Genomic DNA, 20,750 nt, shown 5'->3' with positions numbered 1-20,750 from the left:
TACTCCTAATACAATCTACTCACAAGTTATTCTATTCCATGCTTGAATAGAAGATTGAATATACCCCATCGACTCTGATCTTGAAGTGTGTAATAACAAATTAATTCGCTCATAATTGATATTTGTATCTAAAATATTATGCAAATCTGAAGATATCGTCACTATACGATCTGTTAACTCGAATTGCTTTAATAAATCTTCTATCTTAGGCTTACCTTTAGCGTATACGGCAAACTGTGTATTATAATTAATTGCATATGCTGTACCATGAAAAGTGTTTGTAATGACAAATCTTGCATTTTCAAACACATAAAAAGGGGTTCCATTAATTGAATGCACCGACCTATCACACCAGCTAATATATTGACCGGCTGAAATTAATGGCATACCAGCAGATTTTGCGAATTTTTTTATCTCTGACACTTCATCGTTGCTAAGCGAACCATAAAATAAGTACACTGCTATATATGGTTTTGTTATATCAGAATCAATAAGTTCAGGCGTGTTTAATAATGTGGGATCTACAGCCAAAAATGGTTCATCCTGAAGAAAACAACTCAGCACTTCTTTAGAATGCAAATCTCTTACACTAACAAAATTAATATCCTTTAGATAACGAATATAATCCGGATTATCTTTCAAATCACTTTCTGTTGCAGTATTCAAAGATGGGGCATATGAAATTTTGAATTGATTCAATCCTCCACCCCAATACATTGGATGCTTACAAACATTTCTGGTCAAATTCCATATTTCATCACTACCTAAAACAACTATATCTATATTTTCGTAAGAGTTCGTGCTGGGTAACTTTTTCCACATTTTGTTTAATTTGACAAACTCTATTAACTCAAACAGGATTCCATAGGCTTTGGCAAGCACTTTGCATTTTGAAAATAGAATTTTTTTTGATTTTCGCATGAACGATCTAAATGCATTTCTTGAGTGAAAATCAATATATACAACATCTCCAAAGGACTGCAAAGCAACACCTAATGCTTTTGCTTGCAAATAACTTCCAAAATTATGGCTGTTATATACTGTAACAATACCGATTTTCAAAACTTCACCCTCTTCATTATTGTACTTTGCTTATAGTTTTTAGATGCACCTAATAATGATCATATAATATAATTAAGAATCTATGTTCGATTTCTAATAGACACACCTTGTTTTTGATGAGTATTGAGCCATTTTATAATAACAAGGACATAAATATAGTGTACAATCATTCTTTCATTGTAATATGCAACCTGCCAATACTCCATAAGCCAAACCGAACATAGCCAAATAATAAAACATTTTCCATAATACTTTACTATTGGATCAATACTTGTGATTAATTTGACAGCTTTTTTCAAAAGTAAAATATATTTACTAATAAAAATGATAGTTCCAATTAATCCAAATCCAACTAGAATTTCAAGATAGTTGCAATGGCTGTATACTCCACCGTTATTAAAATACTGGCGAAATGCATTTGCACCCCAACCCTCAATAGGACGTTGGAGGAAAGCGTCAAATGCCATTGATCTCAGATTACTTCTCAGATTCATAGAATTATCTGCAGATAACTCACCGCTCAAATATACTTGCAGCATTCTTTCAATTCTTGACCCAAGCATATCATAAAAGACAGGAACTTTCATCAGCAGGATGTAGCAAGCAAGTCCAATAACTAATACTCTAACAATAACCCCAATCCTCTTCTTATTGAAATTCTGGCATTCAGGAACAAGAATAAACAATAGCAACGATACCCCCAGCGCTTTTCTTGTAGAAGACAAAATAATCCCTGCGAGTGATATCAACGTTAGAAATAGATATTTCTTATTTTTGTTATGATAATAATATATTATTGCAAATGCGAATGCACATACAGCACAGTGTCCTATCATCGTTGCAACACCTGCATTTATATTCATCCCCAAAAATTGATATGAAACCCCTCGATCAGCGTCGGTTGTTAATCTGAACGAAAACAGGGAACCACCTCTTAGCTGCAAGAATGTTATAAGCAAAATCCCCGCCACAAAGGGATATACTATCGCATTTATTATTTTTTCTAACCTATCCTGTCTTATCAGTATATTGTATAGCAAAAATTCATCTATACAATTTATTGTTAATCTTCTTATCGCACTAAAGGAAACATTTTTCAATACCGCAATTTCTAGCACAATTTGTAGGAATCCGTAAGTTATAAGAGCAATCTGAATATAGAAATATTTATCAGAAGATATTGCCAACTTATTATTTGTAGAACAACATACAAAAAAACCAATAACCAAAAATGTCGTAGCTACAAATAACATAAAATCGTCCGAAGTAACAAATACCAAAAAAGTGTAAATACAAGCTGCTAGCCAACCGATATGTTTCTTATTAATCATCTGATTATCTCCTAGCTTTTTCTAAACAGATTCAACAATTAATCGCATTCTATATCCCCAGTCGAATGTTAACTCCTTACTCCGTATTAACTGTTTTTCCTTAAGGATTTTTAAATTATCGTTGTTGATTACATCTTCAATTTTTAACTTCAGACTTTCAGCATTAGGTTCAAAAAGCCATTCTCTATTCATTAGAATCTCCGGAATCCCACCCCTGTTTGATCCAATTACAGGCACATTATAGAACAGACCTTCCATGACTGTATTTGGACAAGAATCGGCATATGATGGAACAACAAGCAAAGCTGAATTCATTAATATTGGTATTGGGTTATTTAATCTGCCTAGAAATTCTATAGAAGTATAGCAGCTATATTTATTTTTTTCCTCTTCAAGTAGCTTTCCATCTCCTATTATTGCTACATGAATATTATGTCCTTCATCTATGATTTTTTTTACAACTTCCAACAATATATCATGCCCTTTTCGCGTATCTTTGAAATTCCCAATAAATACAATATCATACTTCTTAGCTGAATCAGAGATTATATTATCATTCTTGCCAATCCACGATGGATTAACATTATTGATTTGTACTACACTTTTTTCTTCCACTTTCTTCCTTATAAATGGATGTCTTTTCAAAAGAGAATCAAGATCGTATTTGCATTGCACTACAACTTTGTTTGAACGCATTAGGCACAGTGTCTCAGTAATGTTTGAAATATAAAGTATAATACCCTGTGCTATAGTATTAATATTTCTGTTCTGAAGTTGTATTCTTTTATATGAAATCAAATCTTGTCTAAGAAATAGATAAATATTAGTAATGTTATTGACGACAAGAGAAAAAGCAGCTCGGACATCAAAAACTATAACTCGATCATACTTCTCAATCCTTATTTTCTTGAAAATTTCCTTATTTCCGAATGCCGATCTAAGGCCTATCATTTGCTTTTTTTGATTTTCATTCGTCTTTATTGAAAATCCCTTTATTCCTTGCTTTGCATAATTCTCCTGATCATCGGCGGAGTACAAAGTAACATCATGCCCCGCATCAATTAAGGCGTTCATTAGCTCAACAAATCTTCTTACTCCTCCCGTATGCATTTGAAATACCTGATCAATTGAATACATGCAAATTTTCATAGTCAACATTTCACCTCTCAGTATATTTAATAGTATAAGAGCCGTCTGTAATTGATTTATACACATCTTCCATTAAATCAACACATTTCTGCCACTCATAATGCTCCTTGACCCGTTTCTCTCCGCATAATCCCATTCTAATTCTTTTATCAGAATTTATGGTTAGTTCAATAATTTTATCGGAAAGAGCGTCCACATTTTTCTTTTCAACCACATACCCTGTTACACCATCTTCTACGACTTCAGGGAGTCCTCCCGCATTAGAAACTATTACTGGTCTTCTACACGCTGAAGCTTCTATTACAGCTACACCAAAGGATTCACTATCTAAAATGCTTGGAGCGCAATATATATCAAATCTGTTTAGCCAATAAGGCACATTATCGTGTGCCACTCTACCAATAAAACGAGTTCTATCGCTAATACCTAGATTTTCTGAAATTATTTTTAGCTCATCAACTTGTTGTCCCGGCCCCACCAGTTCAAGATACATTTTGTCTGCAACATTGCTATCTATCTCTTTAATCCTGGCATATGCTTTTGCAAAGGCTTTAATTAAAAATTCGATACCATATTTCCTATCCATTTTTTTAACAGTACCGATAACGAACTCGTCTTTCATTCCTTCCTTATATGCAAATTTATTCATATCAATTCCAAATGGTGTCACCACAATTGGCGTTTTTAAATCAGGAAATACTTTGTATATTTGTCTTCGCATACAGTAGCTAGTTGAACCTATATGTTTATACCAATGCATAATGTAACTAATAATTGGTTTCCACAACTTACTTTTAACTTTATCATACACTTCCCAACCGTATACAGAAACAAACGCTCTCTTTTTATCCGTAAATGTTCCCAAAAAACCATAGCCGAATGCTTGTTGAACATGTATTATATCAGGATTAATTTCCTTCATAATTTTTTTTACATAAGGACCATTCAAAAAGAATCCCTTTTTTCCCTTATACGGCAGCTGCTTTATAATGAACCTCTGATCAACATTATCAACAAACGAATAATTATTTTCTGTAAAAGATTCTTGAGTAACAAAATATAACGTATGACCTCTATCACACATAGCAGTTGCCCAATTATTACTAAGAATACTTCTACCAGGGGCTATCATCATTATCTTCATATTAGCACCTCGACTTTAACTCTTTTATATTTGAAAAAAAACTCTCTGCATATTCCCTTTCTTTCATAACCGATCTCTCCATTTTAGTAATTGGAGGGTTTTCGATCAACGTCTTAACTTTTACCATCAAAGATTCCCATTCAATATCCGACGCATTTTTAGAAGGATAATAAAACTCCATTAGGTTCAGTCTACTCAGCACATCTTCAACTTTAGATGGTATACCAGCCGCTTCTATTTCAGCACTTAAAGATATAACCGGGGTCCCGTTCATTATCGATAGTAAAGTTCCATGAAAATATTTTGAAAATGTAATATCAAAAAGTGAAAAAATCCTACTCCATTCAAAGGGCGTAAGATCCGAAATATAGGGAATATCTGCATACTCGCAATAGGAATAGATAGATACTATTTCATAATCGTTTCCAAAGTAACCTTTTAGATGCTGGATCAAAATCTCCCCTAAATTTCCATTTAGATTTGAAAGCATCAAACCAATATGTTTTTTATTAGCATCCCACTTATATTTCCTTTTTAATTTACCGAGAAGTTTGTCAATGAAATCCTTGTCTAAACCATCTTTTTCAAAATCTAACAAAAAAGTCGGATCACAATTATGTATATATTTTTCAGATTTTGTTGCTCTTTTTACAACATATTCAGTCAAGCTGTCCCTGACACCCAAATATTGGAAATCCGAAAATGCTTGTTCTAGTAATCTAAGTTTATTTTTATCCAGGTTATCAATTTTAATACCGTTGCAGGAGGCAGCGTAGGATACTTTAATACAATTCTTCTGATTAATCAAAAAATAAGGATTTGGCAATCCTCTCTTTTCATAATTCCACACAGCATCACTACCAACAACTATGACGTCATATTTATTTTCAATAAATTTATCAAATGTACGTACATCATCCGAAACTAATTTTTCCGAAGATAAGGGAAGCTTATGATAGGAGTTGGAAAATGCTCTATACATATTAATTCTATCAAAGATTCTTGTTATGCCATTTTTCCCCCTATAAATTGTAAAAAGCTTATAGTATCTGTCCATTCTCTTTGACATATAATCAATTATTTCTACTTCAACACCTTTTATTTCCTTTAGTCGTTGAGATAAGGCATATGCCTGCAAAAATGCACCGTAATTTATGCTTCTATGATAAGTTAGTATGCCTACTTTCATTACATCCTCCTGATATACAATCGTTTCCACACTGCTAGAACCGCATATCTAAAAAAACAATAACAGCTGAATGGTAACGATAAATTTTCTATATCTCGATACAAGCTCCACACTCCTTTTGCTGCCTTAAACTTATCACTAGATAGCGATCCTTCTGTTCGCCTATATTCCGCAAGTATTTCGTCTATACCGTAACAAACAAAACCTGCTTTAAGTATTTGAAGCCATGTAGCAGCATCTTGGCGTCTCCGTATATCAGGCATAACTAGATATTTTTTATCCACCTTATCGGTATCAACCATAATCCCTACTGTTTGGAGTAAATTATTTGTTAGAAAACCAATATAATCAACTTTAGGGAGCATATGCACATACTTGTTCATTGATTTACCGTCATTGTCAATTACCTCGTAAGACGTACAGGAAAAACCGTAATTATTTCTAATCATAAAATCAACTTGTTTTTCTAACTTTTCTGGTTTCCATATATCATCGGCGTCTAAATATGCAATAAATCGTCCTGAAGCACTTTGCATTCCCCTTGTTCTTGCAGCGCCCGCCCCTAAATTATTTTCTTGACGCAATATTTTAACTCTTGAATCGGTTTTTGCAATATTCTCTACAATTTCCACCGTTCGATCCGTTGAACAATCATCCACAATGATCATTTCCCAATTTTTATAAGTCTGATTTTGGACGGATTGAACTGTGTCCTTTATATAACCTTCGCTATTCCATGAAGGCGTTATTATAGATACAGTAAATTCTTGAGTATATCGCATATCATTTATCCTCTCGTCCGTAGTTACTTTTTCACCATTTCACCGTAGAATAAAAACCTTAAAAGCCTGATTTTATCTACCAGGATTTTCTGAATCAAAATAGACCCAAACAGACCACATACAAATTTTAAGGCTACTGTAATCCAGTAAGGCCAACACAAATATCTCCATGCTATTGTTCTTATAACAACCTGGATAGGATTATGAAATAAATATATGCACATTGTGTTTGAGCCTATTCTTACGAGTGCGTTATTAACAGAAATTCGTTGTCTGCTTTCTAGATATAATGCTATTAAAAAACATTCTATGACCCCAAAGAGTGCGATTATCGACCACAGCATCCCTATGTTAAAGACAAAGCATACTGTGAAAGCAATGAGTTGTAATATTGCTGTCCCCGCAATACGCCCCCAAGCTTATCCGTGCGCTATAGCCTTTTATCTTCTTATAACTGTTTCCAAATCCACATCCCAATATAAACCACACATAATTTTGCAAGCTTTTATAAATTATCGTTATTCCTGTAATTTGAGTAGTTCCTATAAATGAGCACACAAAAGCAAAAGTTACCCAATATTTATAGTTTTTACGATTAATTAATAATAACGGTGCCGCCATCATGAAGAACAATGAATACAAAAACCATAAAGCTCCATTTGGATTTACCCCTACGAGAAGTTTCCAAATTTCAGACCAACTTGTTCTTTTTCTGGCAAAAGCCGAAAATAGAATTTTCAATGGGCTATAAATCAACCCATAGCTAAAATAGGGCAACATAAGCCGAAAAAATTTATTTTTAAGACATTTCTTTTTTCAAAAGATGATGTTACTTGAAAAATATATTTTGAAAATGTCACGCCCGAAACAGCAAACATTAATGGCATATGAAATCCGTATATCCAGTCATATAAAATACTTCTAAGTAGCGAATTTTCATTTATACCACTTGCTGTGTTATAAGACAATGAATGCCCAATAACCACAAGAATTATCCCCAAACCACGAACCCAATCAACCGAAAGGTACCGTTCTTTTCCCATTTCTTTTCAATCCCTCTGGAATATATCCCTCGTGTAAACCTTCTCTTTACAGTCATCCAGACACGCATCATACCGGTTAGCAATGATAGCCTGGCTCATTTCCTTAAACTTATCCAGGTCATTCACAACTACTGATCCAAAGAATTTCTCGCCATCCTCCAACGTCGGTTCATAAATCACAACTGTAGCACCTTTGGCTTTCACTCTCTTCATTACACCTTGGATGCTGCTTTGCCGGAAGTTGTCACTATTGCTCTTCATAGTCAGCCGGTACACACCGACAACAACCTCTTTCTCCCGGCTGCTGCTCCACTCATCATTCGCGCCATAAGCCCCGGCAATCTCAAGCACACGGTCAGCGATAAAATCCTTCCTCGTCCTATTACTCTCCACGATTGCTTCAATCAGGTTTTCCGGTACATCCTTATAATTCGCCAACAGCTGCTTGGTATCCTTTGGCAGGCAATATCCGCCGTATCCAAAGCTAGGATTGTTATAGTGCGCGCCAATTCTCGGATCCAGACAAACACCATCAATAATTTGCTTGGTGTTCAGGCCCTTACTTTCTGCGTATGTATCAAGCTCGTTGAAGTAAGCAACACGAAGCGCTAGGTAGGTATTTGCGAACAACTTCACCGCTTCTGCCTCCGTAAAGCCCATAAACAGTGTGTCAATATTCTCCTTAATAGCTCCTTCTTGGAGTAGCTTTGCGAACATTTCCGCCGCCTTAACCAATCTGGCATTTTCCACATCGGTTCCGACGATGATCCTGCTAGGATACAAATTATCGTACAAGGCCTTGGACTCTCTTAAGAATTCAGGGCTAAAGATGATGTTGTCGCAGTGGAATTTTTCTCTGATGCTTGCCGTATACCCTACAGGAATCGTGCTTTTGATCACCATAATCGCTTCCGGATTATATTGGATCACCAGCTTGATTACAGCTTCAACTGCACTCGTATCAAAAAAATTTTTTTTACTATCGTAGTTGGTCGGAGCGGCGATGACTACAAAATCGGTATCGCTATAGGCTACTTCTGCATCCAGCGTAGCTGTCAGATCCAGATCCTTTTCTGCCATATATTTTTCTATGTACTCATCCTGGAGCGGGGACTTTCTCTGGTTAATCAGATCTACTTTCTCAGGTACAATGTCCACAGCTGTAACTTTATGGTGCTGTGCCAAAAGCGTAGCAATAGACAATCCTACATAGCCGGTTCCCGCCACTGCTATCTTCAAATCCTTAAATTCTCTCATAATCTCTTTTCTCCTCCCCCACACGTATACATTCTCTTCAGTCACATCGTGTGGATATCTTGTCCTTTCCCGTGTTCAATATTTCCACGGTAGGTTTTACATATAAAACTCCCGATACCACTCTGCAAAACGTCTTAATCCTTCTCTAAGACTTGTACTCGGCTTAAACCCGAAGTCTTGTTCCAGAGCACTCGTATCCGCATAGGTCACCGGTACATCACCAGGCTGCATCGGTACCAGTTCCTTATGAGAATCAAAATCATAGTCCTCAGGCAGTACACCGGCTCTTACCAATTCCTCGCTCAGTATCTGCACGAAATCCAGTAAGTTTTCCGGGTGATTATTTCCTATGTTATAAAGGGCGTATGGAGGTACAGGTAATCCATCCTCTCCGGTAACTCTATCCGGTGCTTTTCCCATCACCTTTTCCACACCGGTCACAATGTCATCGATGTAGGTGAAATCCCGCTTACAGTTACCGTAATTGAAAATCTGGATTGTTTTTCCAGCCCTCAGCTTATCGGTAAATCCAAAATAAGCCATATCTGGCCGACCAGCCGGGCCATACACGGTGAAGAACCTCAAACCAGTTGACGGAATGTTATATAGCTTTGCGTAAGCATGAGCCATCAATTCGTTTGATTTCTTCGTAGCTGCATAAAGGGAAACCGGGTTATCCACCTTATCATCCGTGCTGTAGGGAACTTTTTTATTGGAACCATACACAGAGGAACTGGAAGCGTAAACCAAGTGCTCTACAGGCATATGACCTTCGTCGTAGGAATAACGACAAGCTTCCAGGATGTTGTAAAAACCAATCAGATTCGATTCGATATAAGCATCTGGATTAATAATGGAATAACGGACGCCGGCTTGAGCCGCAAGGTTCACAACAATCTGCGGCTTGTATTGATCAAATACCTTATTGATAAGTTTCTTGTCCGCAATGCTTCCTTTGATAAAAATAAAGGAAGGATGCACCGACAGTTCAGAAAGCCTTGCTTCCTTCAATCGCACATCGTAATAGTCGTTCATGTTATCGATGCCGATGACTGTCACATCCTCCACATCTTGATAAAGTCTCTTTACCAGGTTGGAGCCAATAAAACCGGCAGCACCTGTCACTAAAATTGTTTTATGATTCAAATCAACATAACTCATCTCATGGTTCCCCTTTATTTTTTGTGATCGAAATTGCTGTATAGAATCATTCCGATATCTATCATTTCTTCTTGATTTCCACAGCAGTCTTTTCTATTACTTAATCATTTAGTCTTTCTCTCAGATCAAGGTCATGTCTGTCCATAAACTCAATACAAAAATCCCATCAAATCAACGCCTGAAATGTTCATTTTCTCTATTCACTTATCAACTATTCCATTTAGGACAGACACCTCAAACATTAACTACTTTATTGGCTTCCATCAGCTTCAATAATTTCATTTGGGTAGAGATGTTTTCTACATAGCAATCGAAAACTGACGCTTTTCATTCATCTAAAATCATTTGGACAGACCTGCCAATCTATAACGCACATCCTCTAAAAATACTGATAAAATCAGGGCTTCTGCCGTGTGGACATCATCTTTCATGCCACTACTTTTGATTTATAATGAAGTAATCACTATCTGCGTCCATCTATCCAAAATGAATAATTTCATCCTCTTCTCAACCAATCAGGCTCCCGACTTTTGATTTATAATAGGAGAGTTCCCGCATCATCCATCTGACTTTCGCTTTATAATGAAGAAATCACTATACAAGTCTTTCTACACAAAAACATTTTTTCCAGTCCATTTTTATGTATTTTCCAGTCCTCATACCGTTTTCCTAACCAACTAATTTTTTAGCCCAACCATTACTAACCATTTCTTCTTTTTCATTCCACCCACCATCCCCCAACCATCTCTCTACCCTTCAAACTCTCCCTCGCTCTATTCACATTCCCCACAATTTCCAAACCGCCAATTCAACCACAAACCACCACTCCCATTCCATTTCCACCCCAGTCTTAGACCACCATGCAGAACTTCCCCATGCCCATACGTTCACATATCAAACTCTTATATATCCAACCCCCAAAAATAATCCCAAGTATAGAACTAACAAAAAACATATCTTCTCTTATCACCACATTGGCGTCATAATTTACGCCCACCAATACACCTATTTCTACGCCTACCCACAGACTTCAAAGCCGTCTTCAAAAGACAGCTTCCATCATGTACATTATCAAAATCAGGATTCAAAAAACGGAATTCACATTCAAGAAAGTCAAAGATATCAATGGTATCATCAGAAAATCACCAGACTCCCATACAACGACAACCAGAAATGAAGTACAAAGCCGTTGAACATACTTGGAAATCTCAAGAAAAACACAGTCTCCGAAAATCCCGAGACCGGTTACACAGATAACAGATTTTATAACACAACAATAGAACTGCTCAGAGACCTGCAAATAAAAGCCACCCCTACAAAAAAGAAAAGCTAAAATACAAAAAAATCCAGGCCGGACCCCGCAGCTACGGATCCCGAACCTGGATTTTCCGAACACGAAAAAAGAGCACCGCTCAATCATCCATCCTGATGATCTTGCAATGCTCTTTTTTCTTCCTGCCGGCGGCCGGACTTGAACCGGCACGAGGTTGCCCCCGTCAGATTTTGAGTCTGATGCGTCTGCCATTCCGCCACGCCGGCGTTTTGCATCTCTGCAACGAAAATTATTTTACCATCTCTGTCCCATTTTGGCAAGCACTTTTTATTTCACAGGAAAGATATTTTTGCAAAACCGCACTGCACAAAACAAAAAACACAGTTTACACCCCCATCGCAGACAAAGTCCCCACGAAACGGGCTTCTTCCCCATCTTCCGCGCCTCAAAACATACAGACCGGAGGCCAGCAAAAAACCAGCCCCCGCCTATATATTTCTACCTTAGTGATGGAACAGACGAATGCCAGTAAAAGCCATCGCCATGCCATATTTATTGCAGACCTCAATGACATTGTCGTCACGGACAGATCCGCCCGGCTGTGCGATGTACTTCACGCCGCTCTTTTTCGCCCTCTCGATGTTGTCGCCGAAGGGGAAGAAGGCATCGGAGCCCAGCGCCACATCCTGCATTTTATCAAGCCATGCGCGCTTCTCCTCTCTCGTAAACACCGGCGGTTTTTCCGTAAAGACCTTCTGCCACTCGCCGTCAGCCAGAAGATCCATGTACTCCTCGCCAATGTAAACGTCGATGGCGTTGTCGCGGTCGGCGCGTTTGATCTTGTCGATAAACGGCAGATTTAAAACCTGCGGTGCCTGGCGGAGGAACCAGTTGTCGGCCTTCTGGCCTGCAAGGCGTGTACAGTGCACACGGGACTGCTGGCCTGCGCCGATACCGATGGCCTGTCCGTCCTTCACATAGCAGACGGAGTTGGACTGGGTATATTTTAAGGTAATCAGCGCAATCATCAAATCAATCTTTGCGGAATCCGGGATTTCCTTATTCTCAGTCACCACGTTGGAGAGAAGTTCCCGGTTAATCTCCAGATTGTTCCTGCCCTGCTCGAAGGTGACGCCGTACACCTGCTTGCGCTCGATCTCCTCGGGCACGTAATTTTCGTCGATCTGGATCACGTTGTAATTTCCGTTTTTCTTGGCCTTTAAGATTTCCAGCGCCTCCGGCTCGTAGCCCGGCGCGATGACGCCGTCAGAAACTTCGCGCTTGATGAGTCGTGCCGTATCAACGTCGCAGACGTCGGACAGGGAGATAAAATCGCCGAAGGAAGACATGCGGTCAGCGCCTCTCGCCCTTGCATAAGCACATGCAAGCGGGGACAGCTCGCCCAGATCGTCCACCCAGTAAATTTTCTTCAGGACATCATCCATCGGCAGACCCACAGCCGCACCGGCCGGGGAAACATGCTTAAAGGAAGTGGCCGCCGGAAGACCGGTGGCTTTTTTTAACTCCTTTACAAGCTGCCAGCCGTTTAATGCATCCAGCAGGTTGATATAGCCGGGTTTGCCGTTTAACACCGTAATCGGAAGCTTGCTTCCATCAGCCATGAAGACTCTGGACGGCTTCTGGTTCGGGTTGCAGCCGTATTTTAATTCCATTTCTTTCATTTTTGATCTTCCTTTCCCTATTTCTGGTTTTTATTTACGATCCTGCTCTCGTATTTTCCTGTTTCAATGTCAATAAAGCGGACAAACAGGGAGACTTTGTTTTCTTCGTTTAAGCTTTCCCATACCATCTTTGTGAATGCATCGATATCGCCGTCGATGGCCACGCGCTTCGGCTCGCCCTCGAAACTCGGCAGCGGGTTTCCGTCGCTCATGTATGTGTGGATGAAATGCCCCTCTCCGCAAAGAGGTTTCTCATAGGCAAAGGTGAAGCGGCTGCAGCTTTCCGGGTTCCCGTCGCTGCTCTTTAAAATGGACATGGCATAATTGTAGCCGCCATTTTCAATATGCATGATGCCGGAAATCCGCGGCGTGAAGTTCGGGCCGTCCGGCTCGAATTCCCTGGAGCGCAGGGACTGCTCAAAGGTGAGCTGCTTGTCCATGCCCTCGTAAATCGTGTCCGTCTGATCGCCGTTTGTGACGATGGTCTTGTTTCCAAGGACGCGGACAGGCGCATAGATGATTAAGCTCGGATCTTCCAGCTTTGCCGGATCAAAGGCCTGGGTACGGATCCCTGCCCCTTCTTCCACGAACACGCGGTTTCTGCTGTTTTCGCTTCTTCCCATGATAAAATATGCCGCTACGGCCGTTTTCCCGTCTTTCGACTTTCCAAGGACGATTCCTCTTCCAGGATAAGAATTGCCCTGTAATTCTTCTGCCAGCGATAAAAGCTTCATGGATGTTCCTCCTCGTATATGAATGCATGTTTGTATTAAGCATACCATATTTTCTCATTAAAGAAAACAGCGAATTGACAATCTGTTACAGAATATTAAGAATTTCTACATATTCTTTCCATGTACAAGACGGGAAAGTTCCAGTATAATGAAGATATGGATTTGATTTACAAAGGAGGAATTCCCTTATGAAAAAGAAAAAATACTACTTTCTGCTTTTGACGGCAGCCGCGTGCCTTTCGTTTTCCGGCTGTAAATCCAGGGAAAAAGTGGATCTGACAAGTTCCCATACAGAGGCGGAATCCATGTCGCCGACTACGGCAGCCGCAAAGGAAACCGAGGCGGCCAAGCCGGAGGAAACTGCTGAGGAGGAAACGAAAAAAGGCCAGAGCTCCGCTTCCGCCTTAAGTGTCCGCTCCCAGATTGCCACCCATAAAGACGGCAAGGTCTCCATTGAATATCCGATCCTCTCCAACTTAAAAAATGCCGACATGGAGGAGACGGTCAACAATCTCATAAAGGAGAAGGCAATTCAGATTCTCACCGATTATGAGGTAAATGCCGCCTCGGATACGGTGGCCGTCCAGTGCACCGTCGTATCACTCGACCGCAGCCGCGCCGTGCTCACCTACGAAGGTTCCCTGATGACGGAGGGCGCTGCCCACCCCACGGCGCTGTTCTACACCACGACGGTGGATCTCGACAAAGGTGTGCTCATGGGCCTTTCCGACTATGCCGATGCCTATACGATGGCCGGATATCTCGTATCCGATGACTGTGTCGTCCATAAGCCGGCCAATTCTTCCGAGGTTAAAGACTATCTGAAATCTCAGTCGCTGGAGGACTGGTGGGAAATTTTAAAGCAGTGCGACTTTACGGCTTCCGGCCTGGAGGGCTTCCCGCAGGCATTTTCCTACGAAAATGAGGGGACGATTTACATCAGTGTCCCGGTGTCCCATGCCATCGGTGATTTTGCCATTGTAAGTTATACGCCGGATACGAAATAGTTGATTTTTCGCTCCGGTTTTGATACCATATGAGAAAAAGTTCCGGAATGGGGCTTTAAAAAACAAGAAAGGCTGGTACACAATACTATGGATAATGTTACAATTATTAACCACCCGTTAATTCAGCATAAGATCTCCATGCTGAGGGACAAAAACACTGGAACCAACGAATTCCGCACCCTGATCGAGGAGATCGCAACCCTGATGGGATACGAAGCACTCCGTGACCTGCCTTTGGAAGAAGTGGAAGTGGAAACCCCGATTGAGAAATGTTTCACTCCGGTGATTTCCGGAAAGAAGCTAGCCATTGTCCCGATTCTCCGAGCCGGCCTCGGCATGGTAAACGGTATTCTGGCTCTCGTCCCGACGGCGAAAGTCGGCCATATCGGCCTCTACCGCGACGAAGTGACCCATGAGCCCCACGAATACTACTGCAAGCTTCCGAGCCCCATCGACCAGAGAACCATCGTTGTGACGGACCCGATGTTAGCGACCGGCGGTTCTGCTGTGGCGGCTGTGGATTTTATCAAGCAGCATGGCGGAAAGACGATTAAATTCATGTGCATCATCGCTGCCCCCGAGGGACTTAAGCGGCTCCATGAGGCGCATCCTGACATCCAGATCTATGTTGGACACCTGGATCGGGAGCTCAATGAAAATGCGTACATCTGCCCGGGGCTTGGAGATGCTGGGGATCGGATTTTTGGTACGAAATAGCAAATTACAGTTTGAGGGCCAGCCGAAACATACGGCTGACCCTCATATTTTACCGTTCTTCTTTCTCTGCCACTTCCCCCAACCTCTTATAAATCGAATTCTCCGCCACACATCCGCGGACGCTGGACAGCGGATAAATATTCGTATTCCTTCCAATCACCGTACCAGGATTTAAAACAGAGCCGCAGCCCACTTCCACGTTATCTCCGAGCATGGCGCCGAATTTTTTAAGCCCGGTCTCCACATCCCCGTCCTCTGCGTGGACTTTTACCAGATGCTTATCGGACTTCACGTTGGAGGTAATGGATCCGGCTCCCATGTGGGCCTTGTATCCCAGGATGGAATCGCCCACATAATTGTAATGCGGAACCTGCACTTTATCGAACAGGATCACATTCTTCAGCTCCGTGGAATTTCCCACGACAGCGCCCTCGCCCACCAGGGCGGAGCTTCTCAAAAACGCACCGTGGCGCACTTCCGCATCCTTTCCGATGATGATGTACTCTCCCAGATATGCGCTTGGATATACCTTTGCACTTTTATGTACCCAGACATTCTCCCCGAGCTGTTCATACTCTTCTCCAGAAAGCGTCTTTCCAAGCTCCAGGATCCATTCCTTGATATGCGGCAGCACCTCCCACGGGTAGGTGTACTGCTCAAGCAGTGGTTTTGCCGCCGTATGAGAAAGGTCATACAGGCAGGTAATTTTTGTCTCCTCTTTTTTCATGATTGGTTCCTCCTTTTTTTATAAAAATGGATATCAGGCCCCTTTTTCACCTGCCAGTGCCTTCACTTCCTGAAGAGTCAGGTCTGCACAGGCTGCGATTTCTTCATGAGATAGTTTGCCGGTTTTTAACAGGCTGGCTGCAACTCTGCGTCTGGCCGCAAGGTCGGCGGCTCTGGCAGCTTCATTCCGCATTTCTTCCATCGCTTTACACATAACAGCCACTCCTTCCTCATCTTCTTTAAAATATCTTGCTCGCTCCGCAAGCACTTTATACTTCATATCTGCCGGATCCGTACAGGAGAAGTCATGCATCAGGATTCCAATGGGAGAGTCATCCCGATATTCCCCGTTTACATACAATATATGTGTTTCATCATCAAATGGCATGCCAGTTTCCTCAACCACACGGTTAATATGGTAAATCGGAAGCATTCCATTCATTACATCTTTTTCTGTAATAAAAATCACATACATTTCCAGCAGATTCTCCATTTTCTCTCCTGGCTCCGTAATATTCGCATCAATCAGGCTGCTGTGGTATCTCGCCCTTTTTGCACCGGCTCCACGGTCCGCACGCTGGATTTCAATATTGATCTTCTTTCCTGTACAGTCCGTTGCAAAGATATCGAGAACGACAGACCGTCCCTGAAGATTTTTTATTAAATGCTGCGTCTCTACTTTCTTTACTTTGATATCATCTCTGCCTAACACAATTTGTATCACAAGTTCCGTACATTCAATGTTATTTTCAAAGCACTTCGTCATAAAATCATCATCCATTAGACGAAATCCACGAAGTCTTTGAAGGTCTTCTTCCGTGAACTGCTGCCTTTTATTCACAAAATCGCCTCTACGCAAATTCCAAAAACCGTTTTTCTATTTCTATCTTACCACACAGTACCCCGTGTTTCAACCGCCCTGCTTCTTATAAAACTGCGCCGCCGCATCGAAATACGGCCGCAAAAGCGCCTGATTATTCACCTGCTTCACGCTGTCGGTACGAAGGGCCACAAACCGGTTCAGCTTTTCCATGTACTCCTCCGGCGTGATCGTGCCCTCGGCCACGTAAGTAAGCCCCTTTTCCCAGCTTGCCGTAAGCTCCGGATTCAGAAGCTGTTTCATGGAGGCGCTCACCACGTCGAAGACGATCTCCCCGAAAAGCGTCGGCGTAATGACCTGGGTTTTCTTTGCCAGGGACAGATACTTGATGTTGAAAAGCTTTTTCAAAATCTCCGCCCTGGTAGCGCTGGTGCCGATGCCGCTGCCCTTGATCTGGGCCCGCAGATCTTCGTCCTCGATGAGCTGACCGGCATTTTCCATGGCAAGGATCATGGAGCCGGAGGTGTACCGCTTGGGCGGCGTCGTCTCGCCTTCCTTGATGGAAAGCTTCGTAAGCTCCAGCTTCTCTCCTTTTTTTAAGCTCTTTAACATGGAAAGAAGCGCCTCGGCCTTCTCGCCCTGGCCGGGATCGATCTCCTGGATCTCCTCTCCGTTTTCCTGCTTTTCGCCGTCCCCGCTCTTTTTCGCTTTCGCAGATTTCTGCGGCGGCGGAGTCACCTTAAAATAGCCCTCCTCGGCCAGCACACGGTAGCTGGAAAAGAAATGTTCGCCCTGTTTTTCCATATGCAGGGAAACCTTCTGATAGACGGCCGACGGATAAAAAATTGCCAGAAACCGCCTCCCGATCAGCTCGTAGACCTTAAGGGGCAGCTCCCCAAGCCCCCGGAGCGCCGAAAGCCCCTGCCCGGTGGGGATGATGGCGTAGTGATCGGTGATCTGCTTGTCGTTCACATAGCGAGTTCCCGCAATCTTTTTATATGCGCCGTTTTCCAGCACCTCCGAGGCAAACCCGGAAAGCAGCGGCACGTTCCGAAGGCCGCCGATGTTTTTCTGGATCTCCTTCGCCACAGCCGACGACAGCACGCGGGCATCGGTACGCGGATACGTCACCAGCTTCTTTTCATACAATTCCTGGACGATTTTCAGCGTCTCATCGGGGCTGATTTTATAGAGCTTTGAGCAGTCATTCTGAAGCTCCGCCAGATTATATAAAAGCGGCGCATTCTTCGTCTCCCGCTTTTTTTCCACGGAAAGAAGCGTCCCCTCCATGGGCGGCTCGGAAAGAAAAGCCACCAGAGCTTCGGCGTCCTTTTTTTCCCGGAAGCCGTTTTCCTTATAGAGCGCCGGCGTCCCGAAATACTTCGAGCCCTCGACGGCACGCCATTCGGCCTCGATGGCCGTCTCCTGCCCCGGCATACGGAAGGTGCCGAGGACGCGGAAAAACGGCGTCTTTACGAAGGTGCGGATCTCCCGCTCCCTGCGGACAACCATGCCGAGGACACATGTCATCACGCGGCCCACGGATAAAACAGCCCGTTTTTCTCTGAGATAGGACGCCACCGACGGGCCGTATTTTAACGTCAGCACGCGTGAAAAATTGATGCCCATCAGATAATCCTCTTTTGCCCGAAGATACGCCGAAGCCGCCAGGTTGTCATACTCCGAAAGCTCCTTTGCCTCTCTGACGCCGCGCAGAATCTCCTCTTCCGTCTGGGAGTCGATCCAGACGCGGCGGCGCGTTTTTCCCTTTACGCCTGCCATCTGTTCCACAAGGCGGTATATGTATTCTCCCTCGCGCCCCGAGTCGGTACAGACATAGATTGTCTCCACATCGCTCCGGTTTAAAAGCCCGCTCACGATTTTAAACTGCTTTGCCACGCCGTCAATGACCTGGTATTTGAATTCCTTCGGAAGAAAGGGAAGCGTATCCATAGACCAGCGCTTGTACACCGGATCATAGGCCTCCGGATAGCTCATGGTGACGAGATGGCCGACGCACCAGGTCACAATGGCGTTTTCCGACTCCAGATAGCCGTCACCGCGCTTTCCCGTAATTTTTAACACCTTGGCAAATTCCTGGGCCACACTTGGTTTTTCTGCAATAAATAATGATTTGCCCATCTGTTTTTTGACTCCTGTACCGAAAATAATAAAGTGTGCGTCTCGCGCACCCTCGCGCCGGAGCGCGGCTGTTTTAACAGCCATATCCTTTTACGCAGAGCGCGTCTCCCTGCGAAGCGTTTTTGTTCCATAGGAAACGAAAAATGCCCGGGCCGCCCCAGGCACTTCTCCTTTTATTTTTCCATCTCGACTACTGTCTCGATGGTTTTTCTCGTCAAATGCGGCTTCCTGCAAGCATGAGCCGCGCTTTCCTCGTTATTCTACCATGTCCGCTGCGCGGCCATGGGCCTCCGGCGGAATTTAGCGCCTGGATTTCTGCGGCAAGCGCAGAAACCAGAATGCGCAGGTATAATGCCCGCTTTGCTGTCATTCTACCATATCCGCTGCGCGGCCATGGGCCTCCGGCGGAACTTAGCGCCTGGATTTTTGCGGTGAACGCAAAAACCAGTATGCGCAGGCAAAATAACCGCAGAACGGTTATTTTTCCACATAAAACCGATACCCTGTCCGGCTCACAAGCTCCGTCCCCGCCTTCAAGATAATAGTTGGGAACTGGGCCTTATTGGCCGAATCCGGATAAAACTGCGTCTCGAAGCAGAACGCCCCGCGTCTTCCGTAGGAAACGCCGCCTTTTCCCGAAACGCCGGAAAGGCCGTTTGCCGTATAAAGCTGGACACCCGGCGCATCCGTATAGACCTCCATGGCCCGACCGCTTCCCGGATCGTGCGCCCAGGCCGAAAGCGCATACTCGCCGGGATGGTGGTTCAAGCACCAGTTCTGGTCGTAGCCGCCGGCCCAGGTAAGCTGGTCGAACTCTGCGTCAATGTCGCGGCCAAAGGCCTTGGCCGCCCGAAAATCCATCGGTGTCCCGTCTACCTTTAGAATCTCGCCGGTGGGAATCGAATCTTTTCCGTTCGGTGTATAGAAATCCGCTTCGATCCTGGCTTCCTGCCCCATAACGCTTCCGCCGTCATGGCCGGCCAGGTTAAAATAGGCGTGGTTCGTCAGGTTCACCGGCGTATCCTGGTCACAGACGACGCGGTAGACAATCTCCACGCAGTCCTTTTCCGAAAGCGTATAGGTGACGGAAATCTTCGCATTCCCCGGATATCCCTGGTCGCCGTCCGGGCTTAAAAGGGTAAAGGTCACGCTGCGGCCATCCCCGCCTTCTTCGGCCTCCCAGAGTCTTCTATCATAATAGTCCAGGCCGCTGTGGAGGTTGTTTTCACCGTTGTTGATGGCAAGGCGGTACTCTGTTCCGTTTAAGAAAAACTGTCCCTTCGCCGTCCTGTTGGCAATCCGTCCCACGACAGAACCAAAGTGCGGGCCGTTGTTTAAATACCCGTCCGCATCATCAAACCCCAGGAGCACATCTTTTTTCGCTCCCTCCCAGTCGGGCGCCAAAAGCTTTACCCAAACGGCGCCGAGATCCGTAAAGGAAGCCGAAACACCGCCGGGATTTTCTATGGTATAAAGGCTCACCGGGCGTCCGTCCGGCATCGTTCCAAATCGTTCTTTCTTTATCATAACT

General features: G+C 43.2%; 17 protein-coding genes and 1 tRNA gene. 2 read left to right on the top strand and 16 right to left on the bottom strand.

Annotation, left to right across the window (positions count from 1 at the left end; genetic code table 11):
• Positions 1 to 15: 15 nt before the first annotated feature.
• The 12 genes from KE531_16740 to KE531_16685 all read right to left on the bottom strand — a co-directional run bounded on the left by KE531_16740 (position 16) and on the right by KE531_16685 (position 13,807).
• On the bottom strand, positions 16 to 1,062 hold the full coding sequence (locus KE531_16740) for a polysaccharide pyruvyl transferase family protein (protein MBR9955237.1): 1,047 nt from the start codon (positions 1,060 to 1,062) through the stop codon (positions 16 to 18).
• 80 nt (positions 1,063 to 1,142) lie between these two features.
• Entirely contained in the window at positions 1,143 to 2,393 is a 1,251-nt protein-coding gene (locus KE531_16735) for an O-antigen ligase family protein (GenBank protein ID MBR9955236.1), read from the bottom strand.
• 21 nt (positions 2,394 to 2,414) lie between these two features.
• On the bottom strand, positions 2,415 to 3,542 hold the full coding sequence (locus KE531_16730; protein ID MBR9955235.1) for a glycosyltransferase family 4 protein: 1,128 nt from the start codon (positions 3,540 to 3,542) through the stop codon (positions 2,415 to 2,417).
• Between the two features lie 10 nt (positions 3,543 to 3,552).
• On the bottom strand, positions 3,553 to 4,686 hold the full coding sequence (locus tag KE531_16725; protein ID MBR9955234.1) for a glycosyltransferase family 4 protein: 1,134 nt from the start codon (positions 4,684 to 4,686) through the stop codon (positions 3,553 to 3,555).
• A 1-nt stretch (position 4,687) separates the two neighbouring features.
• Positions 4,688 to 5,875, bottom strand: a complete 1,188-nt coding sequence (locus KE531_16720; GenBank protein ID MBR9955233.1) for a polysaccharide pyruvyl transferase family protein — start codon at positions 5,873 to 5,875, stop codon at positions 4,688 to 4,690.
• The gene (locus tag KE531_16715; protein ID MBR9955232.1) at positions 5,875 to 6,657 is read right to left on the bottom strand and encodes a glycosyltransferase family 2 protein; all 783 of its coding nucleotides are present in this window, start codon (positions 6,655 to 6,657) and stop codon (positions 5,875 to 5,877) included. The genes KE531_16720 and KE531_16715 overlap by 1 nt, the downstream gene beginning before the upstream one ends.
• A gap of 752 nt (positions 6,658 to 7,409) precedes the next feature.
• The gene (locus KE531_16710) at positions 7,410 to 7,700 is read right to left on the bottom strand and encodes an acyltransferase family protein (protein ID MBR9955231.1); all 291 of its coding nucleotides are present in this window, start codon (positions 7,698 to 7,700) and stop codon (positions 7,410 to 7,412) included.
• Between the two features lie 6 nt (positions 7,701 to 7,706).
• Entirely contained in the window at positions 7,707 to 8,939 is a 1,233-nt protein-coding gene (locus tag KE531_16705) for a nucleotide sugar dehydrogenase (GenBank protein MBR9955230.1), read from the bottom strand.
• Between the two features lie 114 nt (positions 8,940 to 9,053).
• Entirely contained in the window at positions 9,054 to 10,103 is a 1,050-nt protein-coding gene (locus KE531_16700) for a GDP-mannose 4,6-dehydratase (protein MBR9955229.1), read from the bottom strand.
• Between the two features lie 1,471 nt (positions 10,104 to 11,574).
• Positions 11,575 to 11,657 (bottom strand) — tRNA-Leu (locus KE531_16695).
• A 237-nt stretch (positions 11,658 to 11,894) separates the two neighbouring features.
• Positions 11,895 to 13,073 carry a phosphoribosylaminoimidazolecarboxamide formyltransferase gene (locus tag KE531_16690; protein MBR9955228.1) on the bottom strand — a complete coding sequence of 393 codons (1,179 nt, stop codon included), beginning with the start codon at positions 13,071 to 13,073 and terminating at the stop codon, positions 11,895 to 11,897.
• 17 nt (positions 13,074 to 13,090) lie between these two features.
• Entirely contained in the window at positions 13,091 to 13,807 is a 717-nt protein-coding gene (locus tag KE531_16685; GenBank protein MBR9955227.1) for an IMP cyclohydrolase, read from the bottom strand.
• A gap of 188 nt (positions 13,808 to 13,995) precedes the next feature.
• Between KE531_16685 and KE531_16680 the strand changes: the two genes are divergently transcribed.
• Entirely contained in the window at positions 13,996 to 14,814 is an 819-nt protein-coding gene (locus KE531_16680; GenBank protein MBR9955226.1) for a DUF4163 domain-containing protein, read from the top strand.
• Between the two features lie 87 nt (positions 14,815 to 14,901).
• Positions 14,902 to 15,531: a uracil phosphoribosyltransferase gene (gene upp, locus KE531_16675; protein ID MBR9955225.1), complete on the top strand. Its 630-nt coding sequence runs from the start codon at positions 14,902 to 14,904 to the stop codon at positions 15,529 to 15,531.
• Positions 15,532 to 15,580: 49 nt separating this feature from the next.
• Here upp and KE531_16670 read toward each other — a convergent pair whose 3' ends face one another.
• From KE531_16670 to KE531_16655, 4 genes are all read right to left on the bottom strand, one after another.
• Positions 15,581 to 16,258 carry a UDP-N-acetylglucosamine pyrophosphorylase gene (locus KE531_16670; protein ID MBR9955224.1) on the bottom strand — a complete coding sequence of 226 codons (678 nt, stop codon included), beginning with the start codon at positions 16,256 to 16,258 and terminating at the stop codon, positions 15,581 to 15,583.
• A gap of 33 nt (positions 16,259 to 16,291) precedes the next feature.
• On the bottom strand, positions 16,292 to 17,038 hold the full coding sequence (locus tag KE531_16665) for a PD-(D/E)XK nuclease family transposase (protein ID MBR9955223.1): 747 nt from the start codon (positions 17,036 to 17,038) through the stop codon (positions 16,292 to 16,294).
• Between the two features lie 129 nt (positions 17,039 to 17,167).
• Complete coding sequence (locus KE531_16660; GenBank protein MBR9955222.1) at positions 17,168 to 19,219, bottom strand: type IA DNA topoisomerase; 2,052 nt, start codon at positions 19,217 to 19,219, stop codon at positions 17,168 to 17,170.
• A gap of 477 nt (positions 19,220 to 19,696) precedes the next feature.
• Complete coding sequence (locus tag KE531_16655) at positions 19,697 to 20,746, bottom strand: galactose mutarotase (protein ID MBR9955221.1); 1,050 nt, start codon at positions 20,744 to 20,746, stop codon at positions 19,697 to 19,699.
• Positions 20,747 to 20,750: the final 4 nt, after the last annotated feature.

It is taken from the genome of Eubacteriaceae bacterium Marseille-Q4139 (assembly GCA_018223415.1).
Classification (GTDB): Bacteria; Bacillota; Clostridia; order Lachnospirales; family Lachnospiraceae; genus CABSIM01.
The sequence above is the reverse complement of the archived record's forward strand: the minus strand, read 5'-3'. Positions and strand labels throughout refer to the sequence as shown.